We start from the raw sequence: 23,187 nt of genomic DNA on the forward strand, positions 1-23,187 counted from the left end.
TGTGTATAAGAGACAGGCTCCGGGACGACCGACACCGGCTCCGCGTCGCGCGCTCGAAACGCCTCGACGCGGTCGGCGACCGCCTGCACCTGGCTGCGACAGTTCGTGCAGTAGTGGTCGCGCTGGAAGAACAGGACGACGAACCGCACGTCCGACGGCAGCGCCGCGAGCGAGAACGGGTCCGGTCCCGCGGCCGCGTTCGGCAGCGAGAACTCCAGGGGGGCTGACTCCATCGTCCGAGCGTTCGGGCCCCAGCCGCTTGGGTGCTGCCATGGCCGGGGAGACCACGGGAGTTGGGCCGACCGGTCCTCGGTCGGACGGGACGTCAGCCGAATCGCTCGGTCACGTCGGCCCTGGCCTCGTGGACGACTCGCCGTTCGGCGTGGTGCATCGCTCGGAGGGCCTCGTCGGTGTAGTCGAGCGACACCGACGGGAGCGTCCCCGTCAGCGGGCCGCCGAGCACGTCGTCAGGGTTGATCCGCACTTCGAACGCCAGCGCCTCGCGGTGGCGCCGGAGCGGGCCGGTGAACGGGACGACCGTCTCGACGAGCGAGAGCGCCTGCTCACGGTCGAACGCGGCGCGGACCGCGGGCCAGAACTCCGTCTCGGGTCGCTCGACGATCGGAGCGACGCCGTCGCCGAGCCGCTGGAGCCGAGCGAGGATGTCTTCGACTACGGTGCGGCGCTCGTCGGGACCGACGGTCGGGGACAGCGCCGCGACCGCGCTGTCGTGTTCGAGGAGGTCGGCCTCGAACGCCTCGATCGGGTCGTCGCTCTCGACGTAGTCGAGGACGACGCGGAACTGCTCGACCGCGCGCTCGCGGTAGGCCGCCAACTCCGGTTCGAGGACGCGGCGCTCCAGCGCGTCGGTGTTGCGGCGCAACCGGTCGACGAGAACGCCCCCGGGACCAAGTCCGGTCCCCCGGAGCGCACGCGCGACGCTGAACTCCCGGCGGGTCGCCTCGGCCGTCCGGTCGACGAACGTCTCGAACCCCTCCAGTGCGGCCGCCCGTGTCATCTATCGCCGGTTCGGGCGCAACCGACATCCACCCTTCGGTGACCGACAGACACACCGGGGCCTGGACCCTACCCGCCGTCGTGTCCTCCCCGTCCGACCGCTCGCGCGTCGTCGAGCGAGTCCCGCGGCTGTGGGCGCTGTGGGCGGCGAGCCGGCCGAGCCAGGTCGCGCTCGTCGGTCTCGTCTACCTCCTGGGCGTCGGGATGTCGACCGCCGGGGCGCCGCTGGTCGCGGGGTCGGCGACGGCGTCGACCGCGGCGGACGCCCTGGCGCCCGGGTTCGCCTCGCGCGTGCTCGCCGGCGCGCTCGCGCTGTTCCCGGTCACGGTGGCCGTCCACTACGCGAACGAGTACGCCGACGCCGACACCGACGCGCTGACCGACCGCACGCCTTTCTCCGGGGGCAGCGGGGCGCTCGTCCGCACCGGACTGGCGCCGTCGCTGCTCCTCCGAGCGACGCGCGGCGCCTGCGGCGTCGCCGCGCTGGCGACCCTCGCCGTCGCCGCCAGCGGTCTCGTCTCGCCCGTCGCGACGGCCCTGCTCGGCGCGGCGCTACTGGCCGGGCTAGCGTACTCGTTGCCGCCGCTCGCGCTGGTTCGTCGCGGCGTCGGCGAACTCGTCAACGCGACGCTCGGGGGTCTCCTCCTCCCCGTCTACGGGGTCGCGGTCGTGGCGACGCCGACTGCGACCGCTGCGGTCGCGGCCCTCCCGTTCGCGTCGGTGGTCGGCTGTAACCTCCTGGCGACCCACTGGCCCGACCGGCGGGCCGACGAGGCCGTCGGCAAGCGGACGCTCGCCGTCCGCTGGTCGCCCGGCCGGATCCGACGGGCCTATGCCGCGCTCGCCGTCACCGCCGTGGCGACCACCGCGGCGCTGTGGTGGGGCGGCGTCTTCCCGACCCCCGTCGCCGTCGCTCACCTGCTCGCGGTGCCGTTGCTACTGCGAGGGTGGGCGGTACTCACGCGACATCCCGGCCCGCTCCCGTCGGTACTCGCGATGGTGGTGACCGCGCTCGCGGCGACGGTCGCCTGGTGGGCGGTCGGGCTCGGCGTCATCTCGTGAGCCCGGCTCCGCGCGAGTCGCTCCCGACCGCGGGCGGTTTTTGTCGCCGGGTCCCGTGAGGACGAACGATGGGAGACGCCTCCGGCGAGGACGAGCGACCGGCCAGCGACGGGCCCGACGCGGACCGGAAGCCGCCCGCCGACCCCGCGAACGGTGACGGGCCGGTCCCGTCGGACCCGGCGGCGCTGGCTCGCGACCTGCTCGAACGAGTGCGGCGGCGAGAGCCGACCGACCTCTTACTGGGAGCGCTCGCCGACCTCGACGAATCGGCGCTCGCCGCGGTCGGGGACGACCGCCGGACGGCGCTGGCCTTCTGGCTCGACGTGTACAACGCGGCGGCCCAGCGCCTGCTCGACCGCCGGCCGGGCCTGTTCGACTCCCGGTGGCGGTTCTTCCGGGCCACTGCGGTCACGGTGGCGGGTGTCGAGTTGAGCCTCGACGACATCGAACACGGCATCCTCCGGGGCGGCCGCTCGAAGTACGGGCTCGGCTACCTCCCGCGGCTCGGCCGGACCGGCCTCCCCAGGTCGTACGGTCTCGATCCCGACCCCCGCATCCACTTCGCGCTGAACTGCGGCGCGGCGAGCTGTCCGGCGATCCTGGCCTACGATCCGGCGACCGTCGACGACGCGCTCGACGACGCGACCGCGCTGTGCCTGGCCGACACCGTCGAGTACGACCCGGACCGCGACCGCGTGCGACTGCCGCGAGTCTGCCTGTGGTTCGTTGGCGACTTCGGCGGCCGTTCCGGGCTCCACGCGTTTCTCCGGGAGTTCGAACAGATCCCGGACGGTGCGACCCCATCGATCCGATTCCAGGGGTACGACTGGGACCTCGATCCCCGCAAGTTCGCCGACCGGAGACGGCGAGAGTGACGGCGACCGCCGCCGTCGCCGCGGTCGCGACGGGGCGGCCGCTCGAACGCTGTCGCGCTCGAGCCATCGGTCGGAGCGCTCGGCGCCGTGACGCTCGGACTCGACGCCGAAGACCCCGTTCGTTTGGGGGCTGCTCGCCGCCCGGCACGGTCACACGACCTGGCGGTGTGTTCGCGCTTTCCCCGGAGCGATGGAGATAGATGTGTACCGACGACCCACGAAATTACGGGTTTTCTAATAGTTCCGACGACACCCGATCGTTCAGAGGCGATCGTTAGTCTACGTAGCCCTCGTAAATCCGAATCGGAAATATGCATGGATATACTATCGTATTTTTGTATATTTTCCGATAGTTCTAACCCAGCCGACCGTCACAGTACTGACGATGGTATCCGCTCAGTCCGAAGCAGTCGTCGCTCGTCTGGATGCACCAGCGGCCGACGACCCGAGTCGTATCGCTGTCGTCTCTGATTCACACGTCTCTCCCCGTGCAGAGGGAACAGCGATGGTGTACCACCGAGCGGCCGACCGGCTCCGGACGGCGCTCGACGATGCGGAAGCGCGCGGTGTCGACGCGATCGTCTCTCCGGGAGACCTGACCAAAGACGGCGCTCCGTGGGAATACGAGCAGCTCGACGACATCCTTGCCGGGGTCGAGACGCCGTTTTTCAGCGTCCCCGGAAATCACGACGTCCCGAAGGCGTCCACCGAGACGTACAAATACGGCGACTCGCACGAGACGCCACCAGTCGACCGGTTCGAACGCGAGTACGCCCCCGACGGGACCATTCCATTCGTCGAACGGGTCGGGCCGCTAGACATCATCGGTCTCAACACGGCGACACAGCCTGATGGGTCACTCACGGAGACACACGACGGGGCCGTATCGGCCGACGACGTCGCGTGGCTCGAGGACACGCTGGCAACGGTCGAGACACCGGTCGTGCTGATGCATCACAACACGCCGGCGATGTATGACCAGTTCCGTACCCTCAGGGACACGGCGCACCCGGAGATGGGGCTCCCGCCAGTGATGCGGGACCCCGGACCGCTCGTGGACGTGTTGACCGATGCGGAGGTGCCGTTAGTCATCTCCGGCCACCTTCACAATCTCGGAGTGGCGAAAACTGGCTCGACGTGGGAAGTCACGACACCGGCGACGGGGTCGTTCCCACAGGCCTACCTCATCTTTGAAATCGATTCGGACGGGACTACGGTCAGGTACGTTCCCGTCGCAGACACCGAGGGCATGACCGAAGCGCACCAGGCCAGACGGTCCGACGGTGTCACCTCAATGGCGTACACGTCCTTCGCGTCGATCCGACTCGCGACGCTTCCGCTCGTCGACGAGCGCTAGTTCGAGGGCCAACTGGCCGTGTGTCGGAGCCATCAGGAGTCGAATCGGCTGGTCCGTGGCAATCCCTATTTCCGGGGAATCCCCGACCGGGAAACGCTCCCGGCGGGCCACGACCGGTTCACTCGTCAGTCAAGTCTGGCGGATTCGCATACTCCGGTCGATGGCGGTGACAGCGGCTGCGACGATGCCCGTCCGTCACGGAGTGGCTCTCGGGGAACTCGTCGTCACAGACGCCACCGAACTCGTCAGAGAGCCGTTTGAGCGCCGCTTCCTCCCGGCCGTCGGTGGCGAGTCGGACCGCTTCCGACACGTGGGTCCGGGCGCCCTCGGGAAGTGAAATCTCACTGAGTAGATCCGCCGCGAACTCGTCGATGGATTCGAACCGAGGTGATCGACCGACGAGCGACCGGACCCTGTCCCGGAGGCTGGGGTCAGTTCGTCCGCGCTCGCGGACGACCTCGGTCAGGATATCGATCGCACGCCACGCCGCTTCATCGAGGTGGTCGTATTCAGCTGGACGGATCTTCATCGGACACCGCGTGCTGAACGGGCAACCCGACGGAGGATCCCGAGGGCTCGGCGGACTATTCCGAAGGGTGATCCGGTCTCGGCTGGCCGTCGGGTCGGGGTCGGGGATCGCCGAGACGAGCGCCTTCGTGTACGGATTCGCTGGAGCGGCGAACAGTTCGTCGGTCGGGCCTCGCTCCATGATCGCGCCGAGGTACATCACGGCGACACGGTCACAGAGATGACGCACGACGCCGAGGTCGTGTGCGATGAAGACGTAGGTGAGACCGAACTCCGCCTGCAGGTCGGCGAGCAGGTTGAGTACTTTCGCCTGGACCGAGGCGTCGAGCGCCGACACCGGTTCGTCGAGGACGAGGAAGTCCGGTTCGGGTGCGAGCGCACGTGCGATGGCGATTCGCTGTTGCTGCCCGCCGGAGAACTGGTGGGGATACCGGTAGAAGTGTTCCCGCCGCAGTCCGACCGTGTCGAGCAGGTGGAACACCCGCTCCCGACGGTCGCGTTCGGTCTTCCAGTCGCGGACTTCGAGCGGTTCCGCGACGACCTCCCCGACGGTCAGCCTGGCATTGAGACTCGATTCGGGGTCCTGGAAGACCATCTGCGCGTTCCATCGCCACTGCTCTCGTGACTCGCCGCTGAGTTCGTCGATCGCCTGTCCGTCGTACCGAACCGTCCCCGCAGTCGGGGTTTCGAGGCCGACGAGCGTGCGTCCGAGTGTTGTCTTCCCACACCCCGACTCACCGACGAGACCGAGTGTCTCGCCGCGTCGGATCGTCAGGTCGACGCCGTCGACTGCTTTGACCGGTGACCCGCGGAAGAACCCGTCGTCGGCGTAGTGCTTTTTCAGCCCCGATACCGCTACGAGCGCCTCCGCCGTCGACTCGGCGGTCGATTCGCTCTTGTGGTGACGTTGGATAGTCATCGATTCTCCTCGGTGGTGGTTTTGGAGTGGGTCCGGAGGGCCCGTTCACGGGGCTGGTCCTCCGGATACAGGAGACAGGATGCGGTCCGATCTTCGCCGACATCGACGTGGCGTGGGTGAACGTCGCGACACGCGTCGAAGGCGTCCGGGCAGCGGGGTGCGAATCGGCACTGTGTCGGTTCGCTTGTCGGTGTCGGGACATCGCCATCGATGGTCGGCAAGTGTTCCGTATCCGGATTCTGGCTGGGGATGCTCGCCAGCAACCCCCGAGAGTAGGGGTGGGCAGGCGTCTCGAACAGCGCCTCGACGGGCGCGTGTTCGACGACCTCCCCGGCGTACATCACGCTCACTCGGTCGGCGATCTCGGCGATGACCCCCATGTCGTGAGTGATGAACAGGAGTGCGAGGTCGCGCTCGGCCTGGAGGTCGTCGAGCAACTCCAGGATCTGGGCCTGGATCGTCACGTCGAGGGCCGTCGTCGGTTCGTCGCAGACCAGCACCTCCGGGTCACAGGCCAGCGCCATCGCGATGAGTGCCCGCTGTTGCATCCCTCCCGAGAACTGGTGGGGGTACTCCCTGAGCCGCCGTGCGGGATCGGGGATACCGACGCTATCGAGGAGATCGACGGCGCGTTCGGTCGCGGCGCTGTCACCGAAATCGCGGTGGATCTTGAGCAACTCCTTGATCTGGTTCCCGACCGTGTACACCGGGTTCAGACTGGCCAGCGGGTCCTGGAAGACCATCGCGATATCGTCGCCTCGGACCGAGCGGAGCGCCGTTTCGGGCGCCGCCGCGAGGTCGACATATCGGTCCGTCGGGCCATCGAAGACGAACGCGTCGGACTCCGTGTGTGCGGACGGGGTCTCGACACGGTCGGGATAGCGCTCCGCGAGCGCAGTGACTGTTTCGGGGTGTCTGTACTTGATCTGGCCGTCCAGGAGACGGCCCGGCGACTTCACCATCCCGGTCAGCGACCGCGCGGTCACGCTCTTGCCGGAGCCGCTCTCGCCGACGATCCCGAGCGTCTCGCCGCGACGCACCGAGAGGTCGATATCGGATATCGCGTGGACCGTCTCTTTGTCGGTGAAATACGCGGTACTGAGTCCCTCCACGGAGAGTACCGGTCGATCCGACGACCCGTCGGTCACGCTCCACCTCCGACCGCAGCACCCTGTGAGTCGGTGCTTCCCGATTCGGTTTGTGGATCGATGGCGTCCCGGATCCCGTCACCGAGCGCGTTGAACCCGGTTACCACGAGCGTGATCAGGAGCCCGGGGATCAGGGAGATGTGCCAGGAGTGGGAGGCGACGTACTGCTGTCCGGCGTCGACCGCTCGGCCCCACTCGGGCGTGGGCGGACTGATACCGAGTCCGAGAAACGAGAGCCCGGCGATCGCGATGATCGCACCACCGAGCGACATCGACCCGTAGACGAGCAGGTAGCCGGTGACGTAGGGGAACATGTGACGGCGCATCGTCGTGATCGGTCGCTGACCGTAGCTCCGAGCGGCGTCTATCCACTCCTCGTCGCCGACCTGGAGGGCGGGGCCGCGGAGCGCCCGCCAGAGGAACGGCCACGACGTCGCCCCGTAGATCAGCGCGAGGAGGATCCCGCCGCTGTACAACTGGCCGATCCAGGTGTCGGAGAACAGCACCGAGAGCAACATCAGCAACAGCAGTTGCGGCAGCGACATGACCGAGTCACTGCCGATGACGAAGACGAGGTCGATCAGCCCCTTGTAGTAGGCAGAGAGCAGCGCAAACGAGACCGCGATCACGCTCGCCAACCCGACGGCGAGCAAACTGATAACCAGTGAAACGCGAGCACCGGCAGCCAGGAACGTGAACAGGTCCTTGCCGCTCGGAAGCGTCCCGAACGGATGATATCGGCCGTACTGGTCGTAGGTGAACGGCCCGACGTTCCGGTCCGGGATCCCCCGAGACTGGGTCTGACGGTTCGCGGTGCCGACCGTGATCGATTCGATGCTCCCGGTCTCAGCGTCGTAGTACTCGATCTGGTGGCCGAACGGGTTGTTGATGTTCTGGTCGACGGTGGTCGTTCCGAGCGTGGGCGCGAAGACCGCGAGGACGAGGAACAGAAAGACGACGACCATCCCGAACTGCCCCCACCGGTGACGGCGGAGGCGGTCGACGACGTCGTCAAGCGGCGTCCACTCGGCCGGCCGATAGTGACGGCGGTATCGCCTGTATCCGACCCAGCACCAGCCGACCACCGCGACCGCGTAGGCGTACACGAGCCCAACCCTGAGCAACCAGGCGGTTCGCGGTTCGAGGCCGGCGAACGTTCCGACCCACCGATCACCGTCGAAGTAGCCGGCGTTGGTGATCAGGTCACGGCTCGTGAGTGTCGGGATCGCGTTCGCTCGTTCCACGAGCCAGGACGGTCGGCGTCCGACCCCGAGCGCCTGCCAGAGTTCGGCCACCAGCGAGGCGACTGCGCCGAACTCGAGTGCGAAGAGAACGGTGGCGACTCCGACCCACACAAGGGCCGGACGCGGTTGTTCCCGGATCCGCTGGAGCGTCATCTCGGCGGCCCCAGTCGTGTCGGTGCTATCGTCGTGATTGGAATGGTTCGAGTGCATACTAGTCGGAGTATCCGATTCTGGGGTCGATGAAGACGTAGAGCAGGTCCTGCAGGATGTTGACCGAGACGATCAGGACGATGAAGACGACCATGAGCGACCCTACGAGCGGGAGGTCTCCCTGGATAGACGCGCGATAGAATAGCCACCCCATCCCGTGAATTCCGAACACCGTCTCGACGAGCACCGACCCGCCGATAAGGACGAACGCTTCCCCGGTGATGATCGGGACGAGTGGGATGAGCGCGTTCCGGAAGACATGTTTCCAGACCACACGGTGGTTCGGAACGCCGTTCGCTCGCGCCGTTTCGACATATTTCTCCGAGATCGTCTCGAGGACGGCCGTTCGACCGATCCGCATCTCGTTGCCCATCGACGCGGAGCCGAGGACGACCGCTGCGGGGAGCACTTGCTTGACCGCCGCGAGGAATCCGTTCGGGGAACCCAACTCGGTCAGGTCTGGCGCTCCGGTGACGGTCACGTCGGGGCCAAGTTGCTGCCAGCTGAATCCCAGGAGGGCGTCGGACTGGGACAACACCGAGACGATGATGACCGCGAGCCAGAAGTTCGGCATCGCCCGCCACACGATGCCGAGTATCGAGGCGACGTAGTCGGATCCCGTGTTGGCACGCGTCCCCGCGAAAAAGCCGAGCGGAACCCCGACGAGGATCGCGATCAGGACCGCCCAGAAGCCAAGCCAGATCGTCCGTGGAGCGTACGTCGCGATGAGACTCACCGTCCCGGTATTGGGGGCGATGACCCACGACTGACCGAGATCAAGCGTTACCAGCCCGCCGAGAAACTCGACGTATTGCTGCCAGAGCGGCTCGTCGAGGCCGAGCTGCGCTCGGATCCGCTCGTACTCCTCGGTCGCCGCCGCGTTCGTCGGATCCCCGAGGATCGCTGCGACAGGGTCGACCGGGCCGAAGCGGATCGCGACGAACGTGACGGTCGTCCCGAACAGCAGGACCGGAATCGACAGCCCGAGACGCCGGAAAAAATACCGCAGGCGACTCGTCATGCTCGGGGAGGCCCGCGGCGTGTCGTCGGCCGGTGGCGTGCGGATACCATACGTGCGCTCACCGGTTCAGAGAGAGCGTGTTGTACCGCTGGTTGCCCATCGGACCGTACATCCGGAGGTCCTCGACATCGTTCCGCCAGTACTGCTGGCCCCGACCGTGGATCGTCGGCAGCTGTGCGATCCCCTGCCAGTGGGCCTCTTCGAGTTCGATGTAGGCCTCGTTACGGGCGGCCTGGTGACTCTCGTTGGGGCGGGGATTGTCGAGATATTTCTGCCAGGCCTCGTTGAACGCTCGGGTCGGTTCGGTCTGTCGTCCCTCCTGGCCCCACCGAGCAAACGACGACTCCTTCGACGCCGTCGAATGGAAATACCGGAGGAAATTGTCCGACTCGGGCCACTCCATCCCGTCGGAGTTGGTGAAGATGTCGAAGTTGCCCTCGACGGCACGATTGATCATCGTCGAGAACGGCGTACTCTGGATGGTCATGTCGATGTGCATCGACCGCGCCTGGTCGCGGAGCAGCTCGGCGAACTGCTCGTAGGCGTTGGTCTGCATGTGAAGCAGCTCGATCTCGTACATGTTGTCCGGCCCGTAGCCGGCCTTTTCCATGAGTTCGCGGCCGGCGTCGATACGCGACTCGTCGTATCCCCACGGGTAGTTCGCCCGTGCGTGTTCGTCGTACGCCTCGGGCCCGTCGGGGTAGACGGCCGGCGGCGTGACGTGATAGGCCGGCGTCCCGACTCCTTTGAAGATATCGTTCGCGATGGTGTGTTGGTTCATCGCGTAGGCGATGGCACGCCTGGCGGGCCGGTCGACGCGCGCCGTCTGAAAGACGAGATACTGGGTGTTCAGCTGCGTCACCTGCCCGTAATTGATCGTGTCGCCGCTCCGGGTTGGGCCGTAGGTCCCCTCCTGATACTCGCCGTTGTCCGATTCGACCGTGACCTTCGAGGGGTCGAACTCCGAGATTGGGATCTCGAAGATATCGAGGTTTCCGTTCATCGCCCGATTGTACTTCGCCGATGCGTCCTCGATGATCGTGTACTCGATCGAATCGACGTTGGCGACGTCTCCGTGATACTCGTCGAATCGGGTCAACGTGTACGACGACCCCCGATTGAGACTGTCGAACTGGAACGGGCCGGTTCCGTAGAGCGCCTCGTTGGCCCACTCTTCGTACTCGAGCTCGCCGTCGTATCCCTCGATGTCCCCCACGACTCCCTCGGGGATCACGGAGAAAGCCTGTCCGGCGATCTGGACCATGGCGCTGTGGAACGGTCGCGAAAGTTCGAACTCGAACGTGTAGTCGTCGACCGCCCGGACAGCGAGGCTATCCGGGACGACGTTCCCCTCGCCGTCGGTTTCGTGTTCGATGTTGAACGTATCGCCGGTGATGTCGTCGGAGTTTCGCGTCTCCGGTGACTCGGCCAGCCGACGCCAGGAGTAGACGACGTCGTGGGCAGTAAACTCGGACCCGTCGTGGAACGTGACATCCTCTTTGAGCGTGAACGTGAACGTCGTCCCGTCGGAGGACATCTCGTACCCGGTCGCGAGGCGTCCCTCGGGGGGGAGATCACCGTCGACGAAACCGAGCAGTGTCTCGAATATCTGTGTCGCGTCGCCGCCACCGCCTTTCCCTGCCGGCGGGTCCATTACTCCGACCGGCTCGTCGGCGAGACGGAGCGTCCCGCCGCTCGTCGTCCCCTCGCTCGTCTCGCTCTGGTCGTCCGCGCCGGTGTCGCTGGTCTCGGCCGTGTCCCCATCCGACCCGGTCGCCCCGTCGCCGCCATCGGTCGACTCATCGCCACCACCGCCCGCGTCTGCGGGCTCGCTGTCCCCGCTGCAGCCCGCGACCACGGTCGCTCCCGCAGCCCCAGCGAAGCCGAGGAATTTCCGCCGTGTCGATTTCCGATCACTTTCGTCAGCGTCACGTGACATGAGTACACTCTGTGCTGAGATAGGTGAGTAAAATAGCGTTGCTATGAGGGGTCTCAACGGCCCTGAGAGCGTTCAGAGGATATTTAGCAATCCGTACCACTCAGATCTTTCGCCACACTCAATAGTACATATTTCTGAAAAGATGGGTATTGGGGGTTCATAGCACGTACTAATTTGACTGAGAGTCAACGCGGTAGCACCCGAGAGATGAATGCCAGAATGTCAGAGAGGTCTGCCCGTGGGCGCGAAGCCCGGTCGTTCTCTCCGGTCGAGTTTCCGCACCTCGCGACCGACCGAACTTCCCGCCAGCCGGAGGGCCCCGGTAGCGGGTCGGTCGGACCGTTCCCCCGGTTGTGTCGGTGCCGAAAGTCGCGACCCTCGAACTACTCATGAGGGGGGACGATTCGGGTCCGATCGAACGCAAAGTCCAGATCGCGGGCGGTTCCACGTTCACGCTCTCCTTGCCGAGAGAATGGGGGGTTTCACAGAACCTCGCGAAAGGGGATTCGCTCTATCTGTATCGGGAGCGAGACCGCCTCATCGTGGCCCCGTCAACGCTCGAGGAAGGAGTACGGGCCGCCCGGATCGAGACGGTCGACAAGCCCGAAGACATCGTCCAGCGGCACATCAAAAGTGCGTATATCGAGGGGTACAACGAGATCAGAGTCCGTAACGACGGTGCAGTCGGTGACGAAATCCGTCGGAACGTGGTTCGAACTGCGGGATCGTTGATCGGCATGGAAGTCAGCGAAGCGACCGACGAGATCGTGATCCGCGACCATCTCGACGCCAGTGCAGTCTCGCTCGAACAGTCCATCGTTCAGATCCGACAACTCGCATTGGGGATGCAAAGCGACGCAGCGGAGTCCGTCCGGATGAACGACGAGATGCTCGCACAACGGGTCTCCGAACGTGACGACCACGTCGACCGGCTGTTCGCGTTCGTCGCCCGAGGCCTCCACTGTGGCTTGAACGACATGAACGAGCTTACGGAGTTCGACGTCGACGGCAAGGCCGCTCTCTACTACTACAAAATCGCGAGGGAACTCGAGCAGATCGCCGACAAGGCCGAACGCATCGCCGGCGTCACGGAGACGCAATCGGCTGCGCCCGACGAAGAGCTCGGTGCCGAGTTCAAGCAACTCGTCTCGGAGGCGTGTACTGTCGTGGAGCGGGCGTTGAAGAACGATTCGTCCGGTGCTTCGAACGCGTACGACGACCTCATGCGCAGTCTCGACGTGGTGGAAGACGAACTCGCGGACTGCTCCGACCCGGACGCTTACTGGTACGCAACGGTGGTCGAAAGCGCACGCCGGACAGCGCAACTGGGCCTCAACATCGTCAATATGACCATCGAGTCGTCCGTGAACGACATGCTCTATTCGGGGACGCAGGTCGAGACTGACACCAACGGTTCGAACTGACACGCGTCCCGGCCTGCCGGGAACGTCCGTCCCCTCAGCTCGGTTCGGCCATCCGCCGCCCGATCGTTCGGAGCCGATCGTGAGCGGCCCCGTTCGAAGCGACGAGGCCGGTGCTCCCCTCCGTCCACGGTTCGCCGTACACGTCCGTCACGACGCCGCCGGCTTCTCTGACGAGGTGGACACCGCCGACGGAGTCCCACGGGGAGACCACTGCCGGCGTCACGACTCCGTCGAGAGCGCCTGACGCCACCAGACCGAGAACGATCTGGAGGCTTCCGATCCGTCGGACTTCACCGAAGCGTCTGAGCATCGCCGCGACGCCGTCACTGTACGCCTCTCTCTCACCCAGACCGGGGACGACAGTGTACGCGACTGCAAACGTCTCGGGGTCAGTTCGGTCGCTTACGGTTATCGGGCGTCCGTTTCGAGTGACAGAACCGGTCTCGGCCACGTACGTGTTCTCCATCGCGGGGGCAACTGTTGCCGCAGCGATCGGTTCTCCGTCCGAGACGAGTGCGACGGCAGTCGACCACGTCGGGAGCCCGCGGACGAAGTTGTAGGTTCCGTCGATCGGATCCACGACCCACGCGAACCCATCTTCCGGGACGGATTTCCTGACATCTCCCTCTTCGCCGACGAACGCGTCTTCCGGGTAGCGGTCCCGTATCGCGGTTCGCATCGCTCTCTGAGCGTCTCTGTCTAACTCGGTCACGACGTCACCGGCATTGACGACGCGGTCGGCCCCACCTTTCGTTTCCGGGTCGATGTCGGATCGAAATCCTTCGAACGCTATCTCGGCACCCTCGTTGGCGATGGACTCGATACGGTCGATACGTCCGTCAGTGTTTATCATCGATCCATTCCTTTCACGGCCGTATGCGTTTTCATCCCAGATGTTCTCCTCCGTACCGAAATTCCACTCATGAGTGCTCTAGCGTACTGATTCGGCCGTATTATACTCTGGTGGATCCGGAGAGGGTCGTGTTTAGTTACGCGTGAAAAGTGAGGCAGGCGAATTTCTTGCTGGTCTATGGCACAAATTGCCCGCTTCAGTGGTCATAGAGACTGAATCGATTCGGATTTTGTGGAGCGGACACCCGGGCCCGCGATGGCGCAAGGTATTCAATCGCACGTTTCGGGGCTCTCGCTGTCGAATACCACCGGTCTACTCGAAGATCTGGGTGTCGAACGGAGTCTCAAAGCGGTCCACGATTGGGTCCAGAAAGTCGATCTACAGCCTGAATCTGGCCGAGCACCGGATCGAGTCGCTCTCGACGAAACAGTGATTCGGATCAACGATCAGTGATTATGGCTGTACGCCGCTGTAGACCCCGAAACGAACGACCTGCTTCACGTCCAGCTTTTTTCAACGACTACGACCGCTCTCACCGGGGTCTTCCGCCGCGAACTATGGCAAAAACACGATGTCGAAAACACCGTCTTTCTCGTCGAAGGCGCTCAACACCTTCAAACCGCACTGCAACGAGCTGGACTCCGATTTCGGATGTGTCGCCACGGAAATCACAACGCTGTCGAACGGATCTCTCGAGGGCTGAAGCGCCAAACCTCGTCGCTCTCGAATTGCGTCAGTCACGCTGAACCCGAAACAGCCGAATTATAGCATCAAACCGTCACATGCTGGCACAATGCCACTAACTAAACACGACCGCCGTTCCAACCCGTCGATTTATTACGGCCTTCTCCGATCGGCACAGTGTGACTGCTGACGGGCCGGATCACGTTCGAAGCGTCGAACTCGGTCGGCGAGAGGTCCTCTCGATGTGTCTGGGTGGCGCCGCGGCTTCGCTCGCTGGCTGTGCCGACACGGGTGACAGCGAGGCAGGGGCAACCGAACGACAGCGCGCCCGTCGCATCTCCGACAGCGAAACCTACTCGTTCCGTGTCTCGTCGCTCTCCCGGACTGCGACGGCGTTCGAATTCGACGCTCGGCCCACGTTCCTCGGGGGAGAGACGTCGCTCTCTGGGTCGGAGTGCACGTTCCGCGTCTACACGAGCCCGAACCTCGAACTGGAGTCGCGGACCAAGACCGGTGAGACGGTCGTCACGCTGGGGGACCGCGACCCGGACCGCCCGATGCGCGTCGAACTCCCGCTCTCGCTGGAGTCGGGGTACGCACAGGAAGTCCACTACACCCTCGAGATCACCGGGGACGTTCGCCTCCCCGAGACCGGGATCGGGTCGCGCATCGCGATCCCGTTCTACAACGCGGCCCGGGACACGGAGATGCTTCGCGTCGTCGAGAGTCCGTATCCCGATTCGGGCGACGCCATCGAGATCCTCTCGGAGTTCTGGTACGACGAGCGAGCGGAGAGCCCCTTCGACGTGTCGCCGGTCCCGGAATCCGAGTACGACCCGGACGTCTACCCCTATCGGGACCTCACCGTCACCGCGCTGGTCCAGTTCGCCTCCTACGACCACGCGTGGCAGGGCCCCCACGACATCCGCTACGAGTGGCTGGTCCTGAACGTCCACCTCAGCGAGTGGGAACTGCTGGAGGCGGCGCGGTGGAACTCCCACGCGCTCGCGGAACTGGAGGTCCACCCGGACAAACGTGACAGGATGGAGAACCCCCCGACCTCGTTGCGGAACCAGGGCAGTCTCGGAGCACTGGGTACATCGGGTCGCACCGACATCGCCGACGTGCGAACGCCGTACGAGCAATGGCGACACAACAGAGCGCCGGGGAGCATACGGCGGCCGACGCACGCGTTCAAGATCGGGACGGGGCGCCCGTTCGCGAAGCGGATGGCCCGGCGTATCGAGACCGCGCTGGACAATCCGAGCTTCGACCGCGTGTACCAGCAACTGCGACCGTACTACGCGCTGACCGCGCTGAAAGCGTTCACGGGGTGTATGCCGTACACCTTCGAGGTCGGGTCGTACATCCGGACGCCCGAGGAGACGATCAACGACTGGGTCGAGGCCGGCCTGTCCTCGGACGGGACCGGCGCCGGCGACTGTCAGACTGCTACGACACTGTACGTCAGCGTCGCGTCCCATCTCCTCGACAAACCGTTCGCCAGCGTGACGATGGAGGAGCCGGCACACGCCATCGCCGGCGTGTACGATCTGACGACGCCGGCATCGCTCGCGGAGGTCGACCCCGCGGCGTCGTACGCCACCGAACGCGGCGCGTACGACACCCGGTTCGGGGATCTCCAGGTTATCGAGCCGCTCAGCACGGCAGCCTCGATCGGCTGGAAGTACGACACGCCCAGGATCGAGATCTCGGGCTACGTCTCGGAGCCAGTCCTGAACTCGCACGTCCCCACCAACGACCGATTCGAACCGGACGGCGAGGGAACGATCAGCTCCCCGGACGAGAATATCCAGAACGCGCTCACGTATCACGAGGATCACCAGACCATCAGGGACCTCTCCTTGGAGTTCGAACGATGACGCCGGACCCCTCGACCGGTAGCGACGGTGACGACAGCCGAGACGCGGAACCCGCTCGCCCGGTCGCTCACACACGCCGAGCGGTGCTTGCGAGTCTCGCCACGGCCGGTGTGCTCGCGAGCAGCGGGTGTACCGGTGTGGGTTCCCGATCGACGCCGGAGGCGGACTCGAACCCCGAGACCGTCACGCCGCCCCGGGGCGACACCCGTACTGTGACCCCGTTCACCGGCGAGGTCACCCGGTCGCTGGTCGGCGAGTTCGGCCGGATCAACACGGTCGCCGCGGGCGACACGACGTACTACCTGGGCGGTCCGGACGCCGTTCGCCGGCTCACGCCGGACGGAGGGCTGGTCTGGGCGACGGACCTCGACGTCGACGACAACGACCACGTGGCGACGGTGACGGTCGGGGACTCCCTCGTCCTCTGTGCCGTCGAAACCTACGGCGACGAGGCCACCCACGCACGCCTCGTCGCATTGGACCGGGAAACCGGCGCGAAGCGCTGGGAGTTCCGGACGCAGACGCAGCACGGGGAGAGCCGACTGGACGCCGTCGGACAGGTCTCCCCTGAGCTGATATTCGCGGGAACCGACGGTGGCTACGAGTCCGACGGCGGCGACGAGTCCACCGAGGACGACCGCCCCGAGCGGCTCTACGCCATCGATGCCGAGACCGGTGACGGGCTGTGGACGATGACGGACTTCGCCGGAAAAGCGACGTTCGGCGGAATCTTCGCCTTCCGGAACGAACCGTACGTGCTCTACAATCACCTCTACAAGATCGACGCCGAAGCGGGCAGGAGCCGGCACGTCGTAGCCCCGGGCAGTCGGGATTTCAGCGGCGGTGTCCGTCACGGTGAACTCCTGTATCTCACCGGGGAGACCGTCCAGGCGTACAATATGGTCACCGGATCGGTTCGCTGGGAAACGGACCGTTCGGCGATGCCAACGGGCGCGATGCAGGTCGGAACGCGGCATCTGTTCGTCGCGACGGAGGACGGGACTGTCGCCGGACTGCGAACGGACGACGGGCGAGCGGCGTGGCGAGTCACCGCCTCCGAGCCGGTGTTGGAGCTTGGGTACGGCGCCGGACTCGTGTGGATCCTCGGGGAAAGCGGCACGCTCCAGGCGGTGCGCGCGGACGACGGGTCGATACGCCACGATAGCACCGTCTCAAACGCCGTGGACGCAGCCAACGGATTCCGTTCGCTCTACACACTGCAGGATACGGTTCTCGTCGACGATGGATGGGCACAGCTGTTCCGGGTCTCGTCGGCCTGACCCGATCGGTTTCGCCCTCCCGCGAACGATTTACGGGTATGCAGACGAACATGATAGCCATGTTTCCGGTGGGGACCGACTCCCTGCGGTGTGCGGTCGTCGCTACCGATGCGGTCGCGGCGGCGCTCTCGGGTGCGACGGTGGGCGGCGAGCGGTCGCTCTCGGTCGAGACCGTCGACCCGGGAGCGGCCGCGGACGGGCGGGTCACCGAACGTGAAGCGGACTGTCTGGTCGTCGACGGCGGCGCGGCCGGCGTCGACGCGGAGGCGGTCCTCGAACGCTGGCGGGCCGAGCGGCCCGACAGTCCGGTCGTCGTACTGACAGAGGAGTGGGACGACACCCGGGAAGCGGCGGCGCTGTCGGCGGGGGCGACCGAGACGCTGCCCCGGCGGCTCGCCGAGACCAACCCGGCGCTACTCGGCGAGCGGGTCCGTTCGGCGGTCGACCGCGAGCACGCGAGCGACGCGGTCCGCGCGCTGTACGAGACCGTCGCCGGCGTGGCCGCGGTCCACGACCCCGAGACCGGCGCCCTGATCGACGCCAACCGGGCGTTCTGTGAGCTGGTGGGAGCCGACCGCGAGACGGTGCGGTCGATGGCGCTGGCCGAACTCACGGCCGAGGTCCCGGGGTACGACCGCGAGCGGTTGGCCAACGCGGTCACCAGCGTGGCCGACCGGACGGAGGGGGGGCCCGAGGGGGCAGACCCGATCGAACTGGAGTGGCCGGTCGAGACGGCCGACGGGTCGGTTCGGTGGGTCGAGTCCCGGCTGCGACCGGTCGCGCTGGGCGGGCGGACGGTCGTCCTCGGCGCGTCGGTCGACGTCACCGAGCGCCGTCGCCGGGAGCGCGCCTACGAACAGGTGTTCGACAACGTCAACGACGTGATCACGGTCCACGACCCGTGGGCCGAGCGACTCGTCGAAGTCAACGAGACGATGGCCGACCTGACCGGATACAGCCGGGAGGCGCTCGTCGAGATGGACGTCGAGGGCTTCACTGACGACGACGCCGAGGGGAGCGACGCCGTCTACGAGACCCAACAGCGGGTCGCCGCGACGGGCGAGGCCGAGACCGTCGAGTGGGTGGTCGAGACGGCCGCGGGCGAGCGGCGCCTGCTGGAAGCGAACCTCGCGCCGGCGACCATCGCCGGGGAGGACCGGGTCCTCGCGCTGGCGCGGGACGTGACCGAGCGCCGCGAGTCCCAGCGGCGGCTCGAACGGGAGCGCGACCGGCGGTCGGCCCTGTTCGAGAACAACCCGGACCCGATGCTCAGGGTCCGCTTCGAGGACGAAACCCCGATCATCCGGGAGATAAACCCCGCCTTCGAGACGGTGTTCGGCTATTCGGCCGCCGAGGTCGTCGGCTCGGGCGTCGGCGAGGCGGTCGTCCCGGCGAGCGAGCGCGCGGAGTTCGAGCGCCTCCGGGCGAAGGTCGCGCGCGGCGAGCCCGTCGAACGCGAGATCACCCGCCAGACGGCCGACGGGACCCGGGAGTTTCTCGTCAGAGTCATCCACTTCGATGCGGACCCGGCGACCGACGCCGACGGGGTCGCCGACCTCGACGCGGCGAGCGACGCCTACGTCTGGTACACCGACGTCACCGAACGGCGGGAACTCGAGCGGACCTACCGCAACGTGTTCGAGAGCGTCTCGGACGGGCTGTTACTCCACGACCCCGACACGGGCGAAATCACCGACGCCAACGACCGCTTTTGCGCGATGAACGGCTACGAGCGCGAGGAACTGGTCGGGGAGACGATCGACGTGGTGGCGGCGGGGGACCACGGCTACGAGGACGCTCGCGAACGGATCAGGGCGGCCCGCGAAGAGGGGCCCCAGCTGTTCGAGTGGCGCAACCGACGCGAGGACGGCGAGACGTTCCCCGTCGAGGTCCACCTCAGCGTCGTCGACGTCCGCGGCGAGGAGCGCGTGCTCGGCAGCGTGCGCGACGTCACCGAGCGCAAGCGCCGCGAGCGGATGGTCCGCGCGCTTCACGAGTCGACCGACGACCTGCAGGACACGGAGACCCCGCGGGCGGTCTGCGAAGCGGCCGTCGAGGCCGCGACCGAGGTGCTGGACCTGTGGCTGCCGACCTGCTGGCTCCGCGACGGCGTCGACGCGGAGGCCGGAGGCGGTGACTCGGACGCGCTCGTGCCGGTCGCGGCCGGCGACGCGGCCGATCGGCTCCCCCCGGACCAGCGCCCGCGGGCGCTCGACCCCGACGACCTGGAGTACGAGGCCTACGAGACCGGCGAGGGCGGCGTCTACGACCCGGCGGACCTCGACGGCGGAACGCCGCCCGGCGACGCGCTGTTGGTCCCGCTGGGCGAGCACGGCCTGCTGGGCGCGGTCGACCGGGACGGCGACGGGTTCGACGACGTCACGCTCGACGCCGCGGGGATCCTCGCCCGGCACGTCACCACCGCGCTGGACCGCGTCGAGCGCGCCCGCAGACTCCGCGAGAGCGAGCGTCGGTTCCGGCTCATCGCCGATCACATCGACGATATCGTCTACCTGGCGACGGCCGACTTCTCCGAGATACGGTACATCAACGACGCGTACGAGGATATCTACGGCCGTCCGGTCGCGGAACTCGACGAGGACCCGACCGCGTTCGTCGAGGCGGCCCACCCCGACGACCGGGGGCGCTACGAGGCCGACGTCGAGCGGGTGATCGCGGACGTCGAGGCTGGCGACCCCGAGGACGCCTACGAGGGGCAGTACCGCATCGAGCGCGACGGGGAGACCCGCTGGGTGTCGGTCACCCGGTTCCCGGTCGAGGGCGACGACGGGACCGTCGACCGGATCGTCGGCCGCGTCCAGGACGTGACCGAGCGCAAGCGCCGCCAGCGGGAGTACGAGCAGATCTTCGACGGCGTCACCGACGCGATCACGGTGTTCGACCCCGCGGCCGGCGAGGTAACCGACGTGAACGAAACCTACCGGGAGATGCTGGGCTACGACCTCGAAGCGATCCGGGAGCTGGGGATCGAGGGGCTCAGCGCCACCGACGAGGGCTACACCGGCGAGCGGGGGTGGGACCTCATCCGCGAGGTCGCCGAGACGGGCGAGCCCGAGACCGTCGAGTGGTGCGGTCTGACCCGCTCGGGCGAGCGGGTCTGGCTCGAAGCCACGCTGGCGCCCGCGGAGATCGGCGGCGAGTTGCGGGTCCTCTCGATACAGCGGGACGTGACCGAGCGCAAGCGCCGCCAGCGGGAGTACGAGCAGATCTTCGACGGCGTCACCGACGCGATCACGGTCCACGACCCCGAGACCGGTGAGATACTCGACTGCAACGAACGGATGTGCGAGCTGACCGGGTACGACCGCGAGGCACTGCTCGCAGGTGGGATGGACGCGATCAACGTCCCCGAGGAGGGGTACTCCAGCGAGCGCGCCCGGGGGATCATCCGGGACGTGATGGACGCCGACGAACCGGAGAGCCACGAGTGGCTGATAGAACGCGCGGACGGGGAGCGCCGGCGGATCGAGGTGAACAACACGCCGGCGACGATCAACGGCCAGCGCCGGTACCTGGCGATCATGCGCGACATCACCGAGCGCCGCCGCACCGAGCGGCGCCTCGGCGCGATCCTCGACCGCATCGACGAGGCCATCTTCATGACCCGCGCCCGGGAGATAACCGCCGCCTCGCAGGCGCCCGACTACGTGAGTGCGGGCTACGAGCGTATCTGGGGCCAGTCGCTGGAGACGCTCCGCGAGACGCACGAGGACGGTTTCTTCGGGACGCTCCACCCCGACGACGAGGGGGAGTATCGCTCGTTCGTGGCGGGGATCGTCGACGACGTCGAGGACGGAACGGCGGCCGACAGCTACTCCCACGAGTACCGCATCGAGCGGCCCGACGGGGACCGGCGGTGGGTGCAGTCGGACTTCTACCCGGCCGACTGGGACACCGGCGACGACCGGATCGTGATCGTGAGCCGCGACGTAACCGACCGGAAGGCTCGCGAGCGCCGCATGGCGTCGTTCGAGGACGCGACCGACGACCTCGCGACCGCCGACACCCCCGAGGAGGCGACCCGGTCGGCCGTCGAGGCGGCCGCCGAGACGCTCGATCTCTCCGCGGTCGGCGCGTTCCTCTACGACGCCGACGACGGCGTACTCCGCCCGGAGGTCCTGACCGGCCCGCTCCCCGACGCCGAGGGGGTCGACCCGGTCGGCCCGGGTGGCGGTCGCCTCTGGGAGGGGTTCGCCACCGGAACGGTCGTCGCCCCGGACGGCGGCCGCGAGGAAACCGGCTTCGTCGGCGGCGACGGGGCCGACGGCGGCGGAGACGACCCCGCCGTGCTGGCGGCGCTATCGACCTGGCGGGCGCTCGCGCTCGGCAACCACGGGGTCCTGCTGGTCGGCGCGCCCGACGAGGAACTCGGGTCGGAGGCGATACAGGGGGCGCACGTGCTGGCCGCGACGCTGGAGGCCGCGCTCAACCACCTCGAAGGGCGCAAGCGGCTCGAAGCCCGCGAGGAACAGCTCCGCACCCAGACCGAACGGGCCGAGCGCCTCGACCGGATCGCGCGGCTCACCCAGCGCGTCGAGGCGGCCATCACGAACGCGACCGACCCCGGCGAGGTCGAGCGGGCGGTCTGCGAGCGCCTCGCCAGTTCCGGCCCCTACGACCTGGCGTGGGTCGGCGGCGTCGAGGTGGGCGCGGACCGGCTGGCCGCCCGGGCGGTCGTCGGCGCTCCGGAGGGATACGTCGAGAGACTCGATCTGACGACGACCGCCGACACGGCCGACCCCCACCCGGCGGTCACGGCCTGGCGGCGCGACGAGGTTCGGGTCGCCGACTCGCTCGTCGGCGACGGGCCGACCGACGACTGGCGGCGCCACGGGCTCTCGGAGGGGTTCCAGTCGTTGTGTGCCGTCCCGCTGACCTACGACGGCATCACCCACGGCGTGTTGACCGTCGGCACGGACTCGCCGAACGCCTTCGGCGAGCGCGAGCGCGAGGTGCTCGCGCAGCTCGGCACCTCGATCGCGAACGCGCTCGCGGCCATCGAGCGCCGGCGGGCCCTGGAGTCCGACGAGACGGTCGAACTGGAGTTCGCCGGCCCGGGCGACGCGCTCCCGTTTGCCCGGGCGGCCGGAGCGGCCGACTGTCCGGTGTCCCTCGAACGGACCGTCTCCCGCGGGGACGGCTCGGTCAGCGTCTACTACGGGTTCGAGGGCGACGTGCCCGACGACGCCCCGGCCATCGCACGCCGGACGTTACCCGGGTCCGTCGACGTGGTGGCCGAGGAGGCCTCGTCGACGCTGGTCGAGACGCGGGCCGAGGAGTGGTTCGGCGCGCCGCTGGCGGAGTACGGCGGCGTCCTGCGGGCGGCGACGGCCGACCCCGACGAGGCGACGGTCGTCGTCGAGGTGCCCCGCCAGGCCGACGTGCGGTCGTTCGTCGAGCGGCTGGCCGAGATCGCGCCGTCGCTCGAACTGACCGCCAGGCGCCAGCACCGTCAGCGTGACCGGACCCCGGCGGAGCTGGCCGATCGGGCCCGCGAGGACCTCACCGACCGGCAGTTCGAAGTGCTGCGGACCGCCCTCTCGGCGGGGTACTTCCAGTGGCCCCGCGAGAACGACGGCAGCGAGGTCGCCGACCGCCTCGACATCACGCAGCCGACGTTCAACAAACACCTCCGGATCGCCGAGCGGGAGGTCTTCGGGCTGCTGTTCGGCGCCGATAGCTGACCGGCGGTCGCCGCGTGGCCGGGCGGGCGGCCGAAAGA

General features: G+C 67.2%; 16 protein-coding genes and 1 pseudogene. 8 read left to right on the forward strand and 9 right to left on the reverse strand.

Features of this window, described 5'->3' with window-relative positions:
- The coding region (locus tag C475_RS19485; RefSeq protein WP_006885617.1) for a redoxin domain-containing protein at positions 1-233 on the reverse strand (233 nt) is incomplete at its 3' end.
- A gap of 92 nt (positions 234-325) precedes the next feature.
- Positions 326-1,018, reverse strand: a complete 693-nt coding sequence (locus C475_RS19490; RefSeq protein WP_006885618.1) for a hypothetical protein — start codon at positions 1,016-1,018, stop codon at positions 326-328.
- Between the two features lie 80 nt (positions 1,019-1,098).
- Between C475_RS19490 and C475_RS19495 the strand changes: the two genes are divergently transcribed.
- The 3 genes from C475_RS19495 to C475_RS19505 all read left to right on the forward strand — a co-directional run bounded on the left by C475_RS19495 (position 1,099) and on the right by C475_RS19505 (position 4,311).
- Positions 1,099-2,079 carry a prenyltransferase gene (locus C475_RS19495; protein ID WP_049931059.1) on the forward strand — a complete coding sequence of 327 codons (981 nt, stop codon included), beginning with the start codon at positions 1,099-1,101 and terminating at the stop codon, positions 2,077-2,079.
- Positions 2,080-2,147: 68 nt separating this feature from the next.
- Positions 2,148-2,954, forward strand: coding sequence for a DUF547 domain-containing protein (locus C475_RS19500; RefSeq protein WP_006885620.1), 807 nt, complete (start codon positions 2,148-2,150; stop codon positions 2,952-2,954).
- Between the two features lie 385 nt (positions 2,955-3,339).
- The gene (locus C475_RS19505) at positions 3,340-4,311 is read left to right on the forward strand and encodes a metallophosphoesterase family protein (RefSeq protein ID WP_082223376.1); all 972 of its coding nucleotides are present in this window, start codon (positions 3,340-3,342) and stop codon (positions 4,309-4,311) included.
- Positions 4,312-4,429: 118 nt separating this feature from the next.
- Here C475_RS19505 and C475_RS19510 read toward each other — a convergent pair whose 3' ends face one another.
- The 6 genes from C475_RS19510 to C475_RS25030 form a co-directional block, all read right to left on the reverse strand.
- The gene (locus C475_RS19510; protein ID WP_006885622.1) at positions 4,430-5,758 is read right to left on the reverse strand and encodes an ABC transporter ATP-binding protein; all 1,329 of its coding nucleotides are present in this window, start codon (positions 5,756-5,758) and stop codon (positions 4,430-4,432) included.
- A complete protein-coding gene (locus tag C475_RS19515; protein WP_193366327.1) occupies positions 5,755-6,870 on the reverse strand; it encodes an ABC transporter ATP-binding protein in 1,116 nt (371 codons plus the stop codon). The genes C475_RS19510 and C475_RS19515 overlap by 4 nt, the downstream gene beginning before the upstream one ends.
- Before the next feature lie 32 nt (positions 6,871-6,902).
- The gene (locus tag C475_RS19520) at positions 6,903-8,360 is read right to left on the reverse strand and encodes an ABC transporter permease (protein ID WP_006885624.1); all 1,458 of its coding nucleotides are present in this window, start codon (positions 8,358-8,360) and stop codon (positions 6,903-6,905) included.
- A gap of 1 nt (position 8,361) precedes the next feature.
- Entirely contained in the window at positions 8,362-9,381 is a 1,020-nt protein-coding gene (locus C475_RS19525) for an ABC transporter permease (RefSeq protein ID WP_006885625.1), read from the reverse strand.
- A gap of 58 nt (positions 9,382-9,439) precedes the next feature.
- Entirely contained in the window at positions 9,440-11,320 is a 1,881-nt protein-coding gene (locus C475_RS19530) for an ABC transporter substrate-binding protein (protein ID WP_082223377.1), read from the reverse strand.
- Between the two features lie 551 nt (positions 11,321-11,871).
- Positions 11,872-12,102, reverse strand: coding sequence for a hypothetical protein (locus tag C475_RS25030; protein ID WP_235728490.1), 231 nt, complete (start codon positions 12,100-12,102; stop codon positions 11,872-11,874).
- Between C475_RS25030 and C475_RS25035 the strand changes: the two genes are divergently transcribed.
- Positions 12,058-12,744: a PhoU domain-containing protein gene (locus tag C475_RS25035; RefSeq protein ID WP_268869923.1), complete on the forward strand. Its 687-nt coding sequence runs from the start codon at positions 12,058-12,060 to the stop codon at positions 12,742-12,744. The genes C475_RS25030 and C475_RS25035 overlap by 45 nt on opposite strands.
- 34 nt (positions 12,745-12,778) lie before the next feature.
- On the opposite strand, the gene C475_RS19540 is transcribed toward C475_RS25035, so the two are convergent.
- Positions 12,779-13,597 carry an inositol monophosphatase family protein gene (locus tag C475_RS19540; protein ID WP_006885628.1) on the reverse strand — a complete coding sequence of 273 codons (819 nt, stop codon included), beginning with the start codon at positions 13,595-13,597 and terminating at the stop codon, positions 12,779-12,781.
- A gap of 216 nt (positions 13,598-13,813) precedes the next feature.
- Between C475_RS19540 and C475_RS22620 the strand changes: the two are divergent.
- The 4 genes and pseudogenes from C475_RS22620 to C475_RS19555 all read left to right on the forward strand — a co-directional run bounded on the left by C475_RS22620 (position 13,814) and on the right by C475_RS19555 (position 23,149).
- Positions 13,814-14,365: pseudogene (locus C475_RS22620) on the forward strand (IS6 family transposase).
- Positions 14,366-14,460: 95 nt separating this feature from the next.
- On the forward strand, positions 14,461-16,164 hold the full coding sequence (locus C475_RS24065) for a hypothetical protein (protein WP_006885629.1): 1,704 nt from the start codon (positions 14,461-14,463) through the stop codon (positions 16,162-16,164).
- Between the two features lie 137 nt (positions 16,165-16,301).
- Complete coding sequence (locus C475_RS24070; RefSeq protein ID WP_049931040.1) at positions 16,302-17,444, forward strand: outer membrane protein assembly factor BamB family protein; 1,143 nt, start codon at positions 16,302-16,304, stop codon at positions 17,442-17,444.
- Positions 17,445-17,482: 38 nt separating this feature from the next.
- Positions 17,483-23,149 (forward strand): PAS domain S-box protein, encoded by a 5,667-nt coding sequence (locus C475_RS19555; RefSeq protein WP_006885631.1) that lies wholly within the window; start codon positions 17,483-17,485, stop codon positions 23,147-23,149.
- Positions 23,150-23,187: the final 38 nt, after the last annotated feature.

It is taken from the genome of Halosimplex carlsbadense 2-9-1, assembly GCF_000337455.1.
Taxonomy (GTDB): Archaea; Halobacteriota; Halobacteria; order Halobacteriales; family Haloarculaceae; genus Halosimplex; species Halosimplex carlsbadense.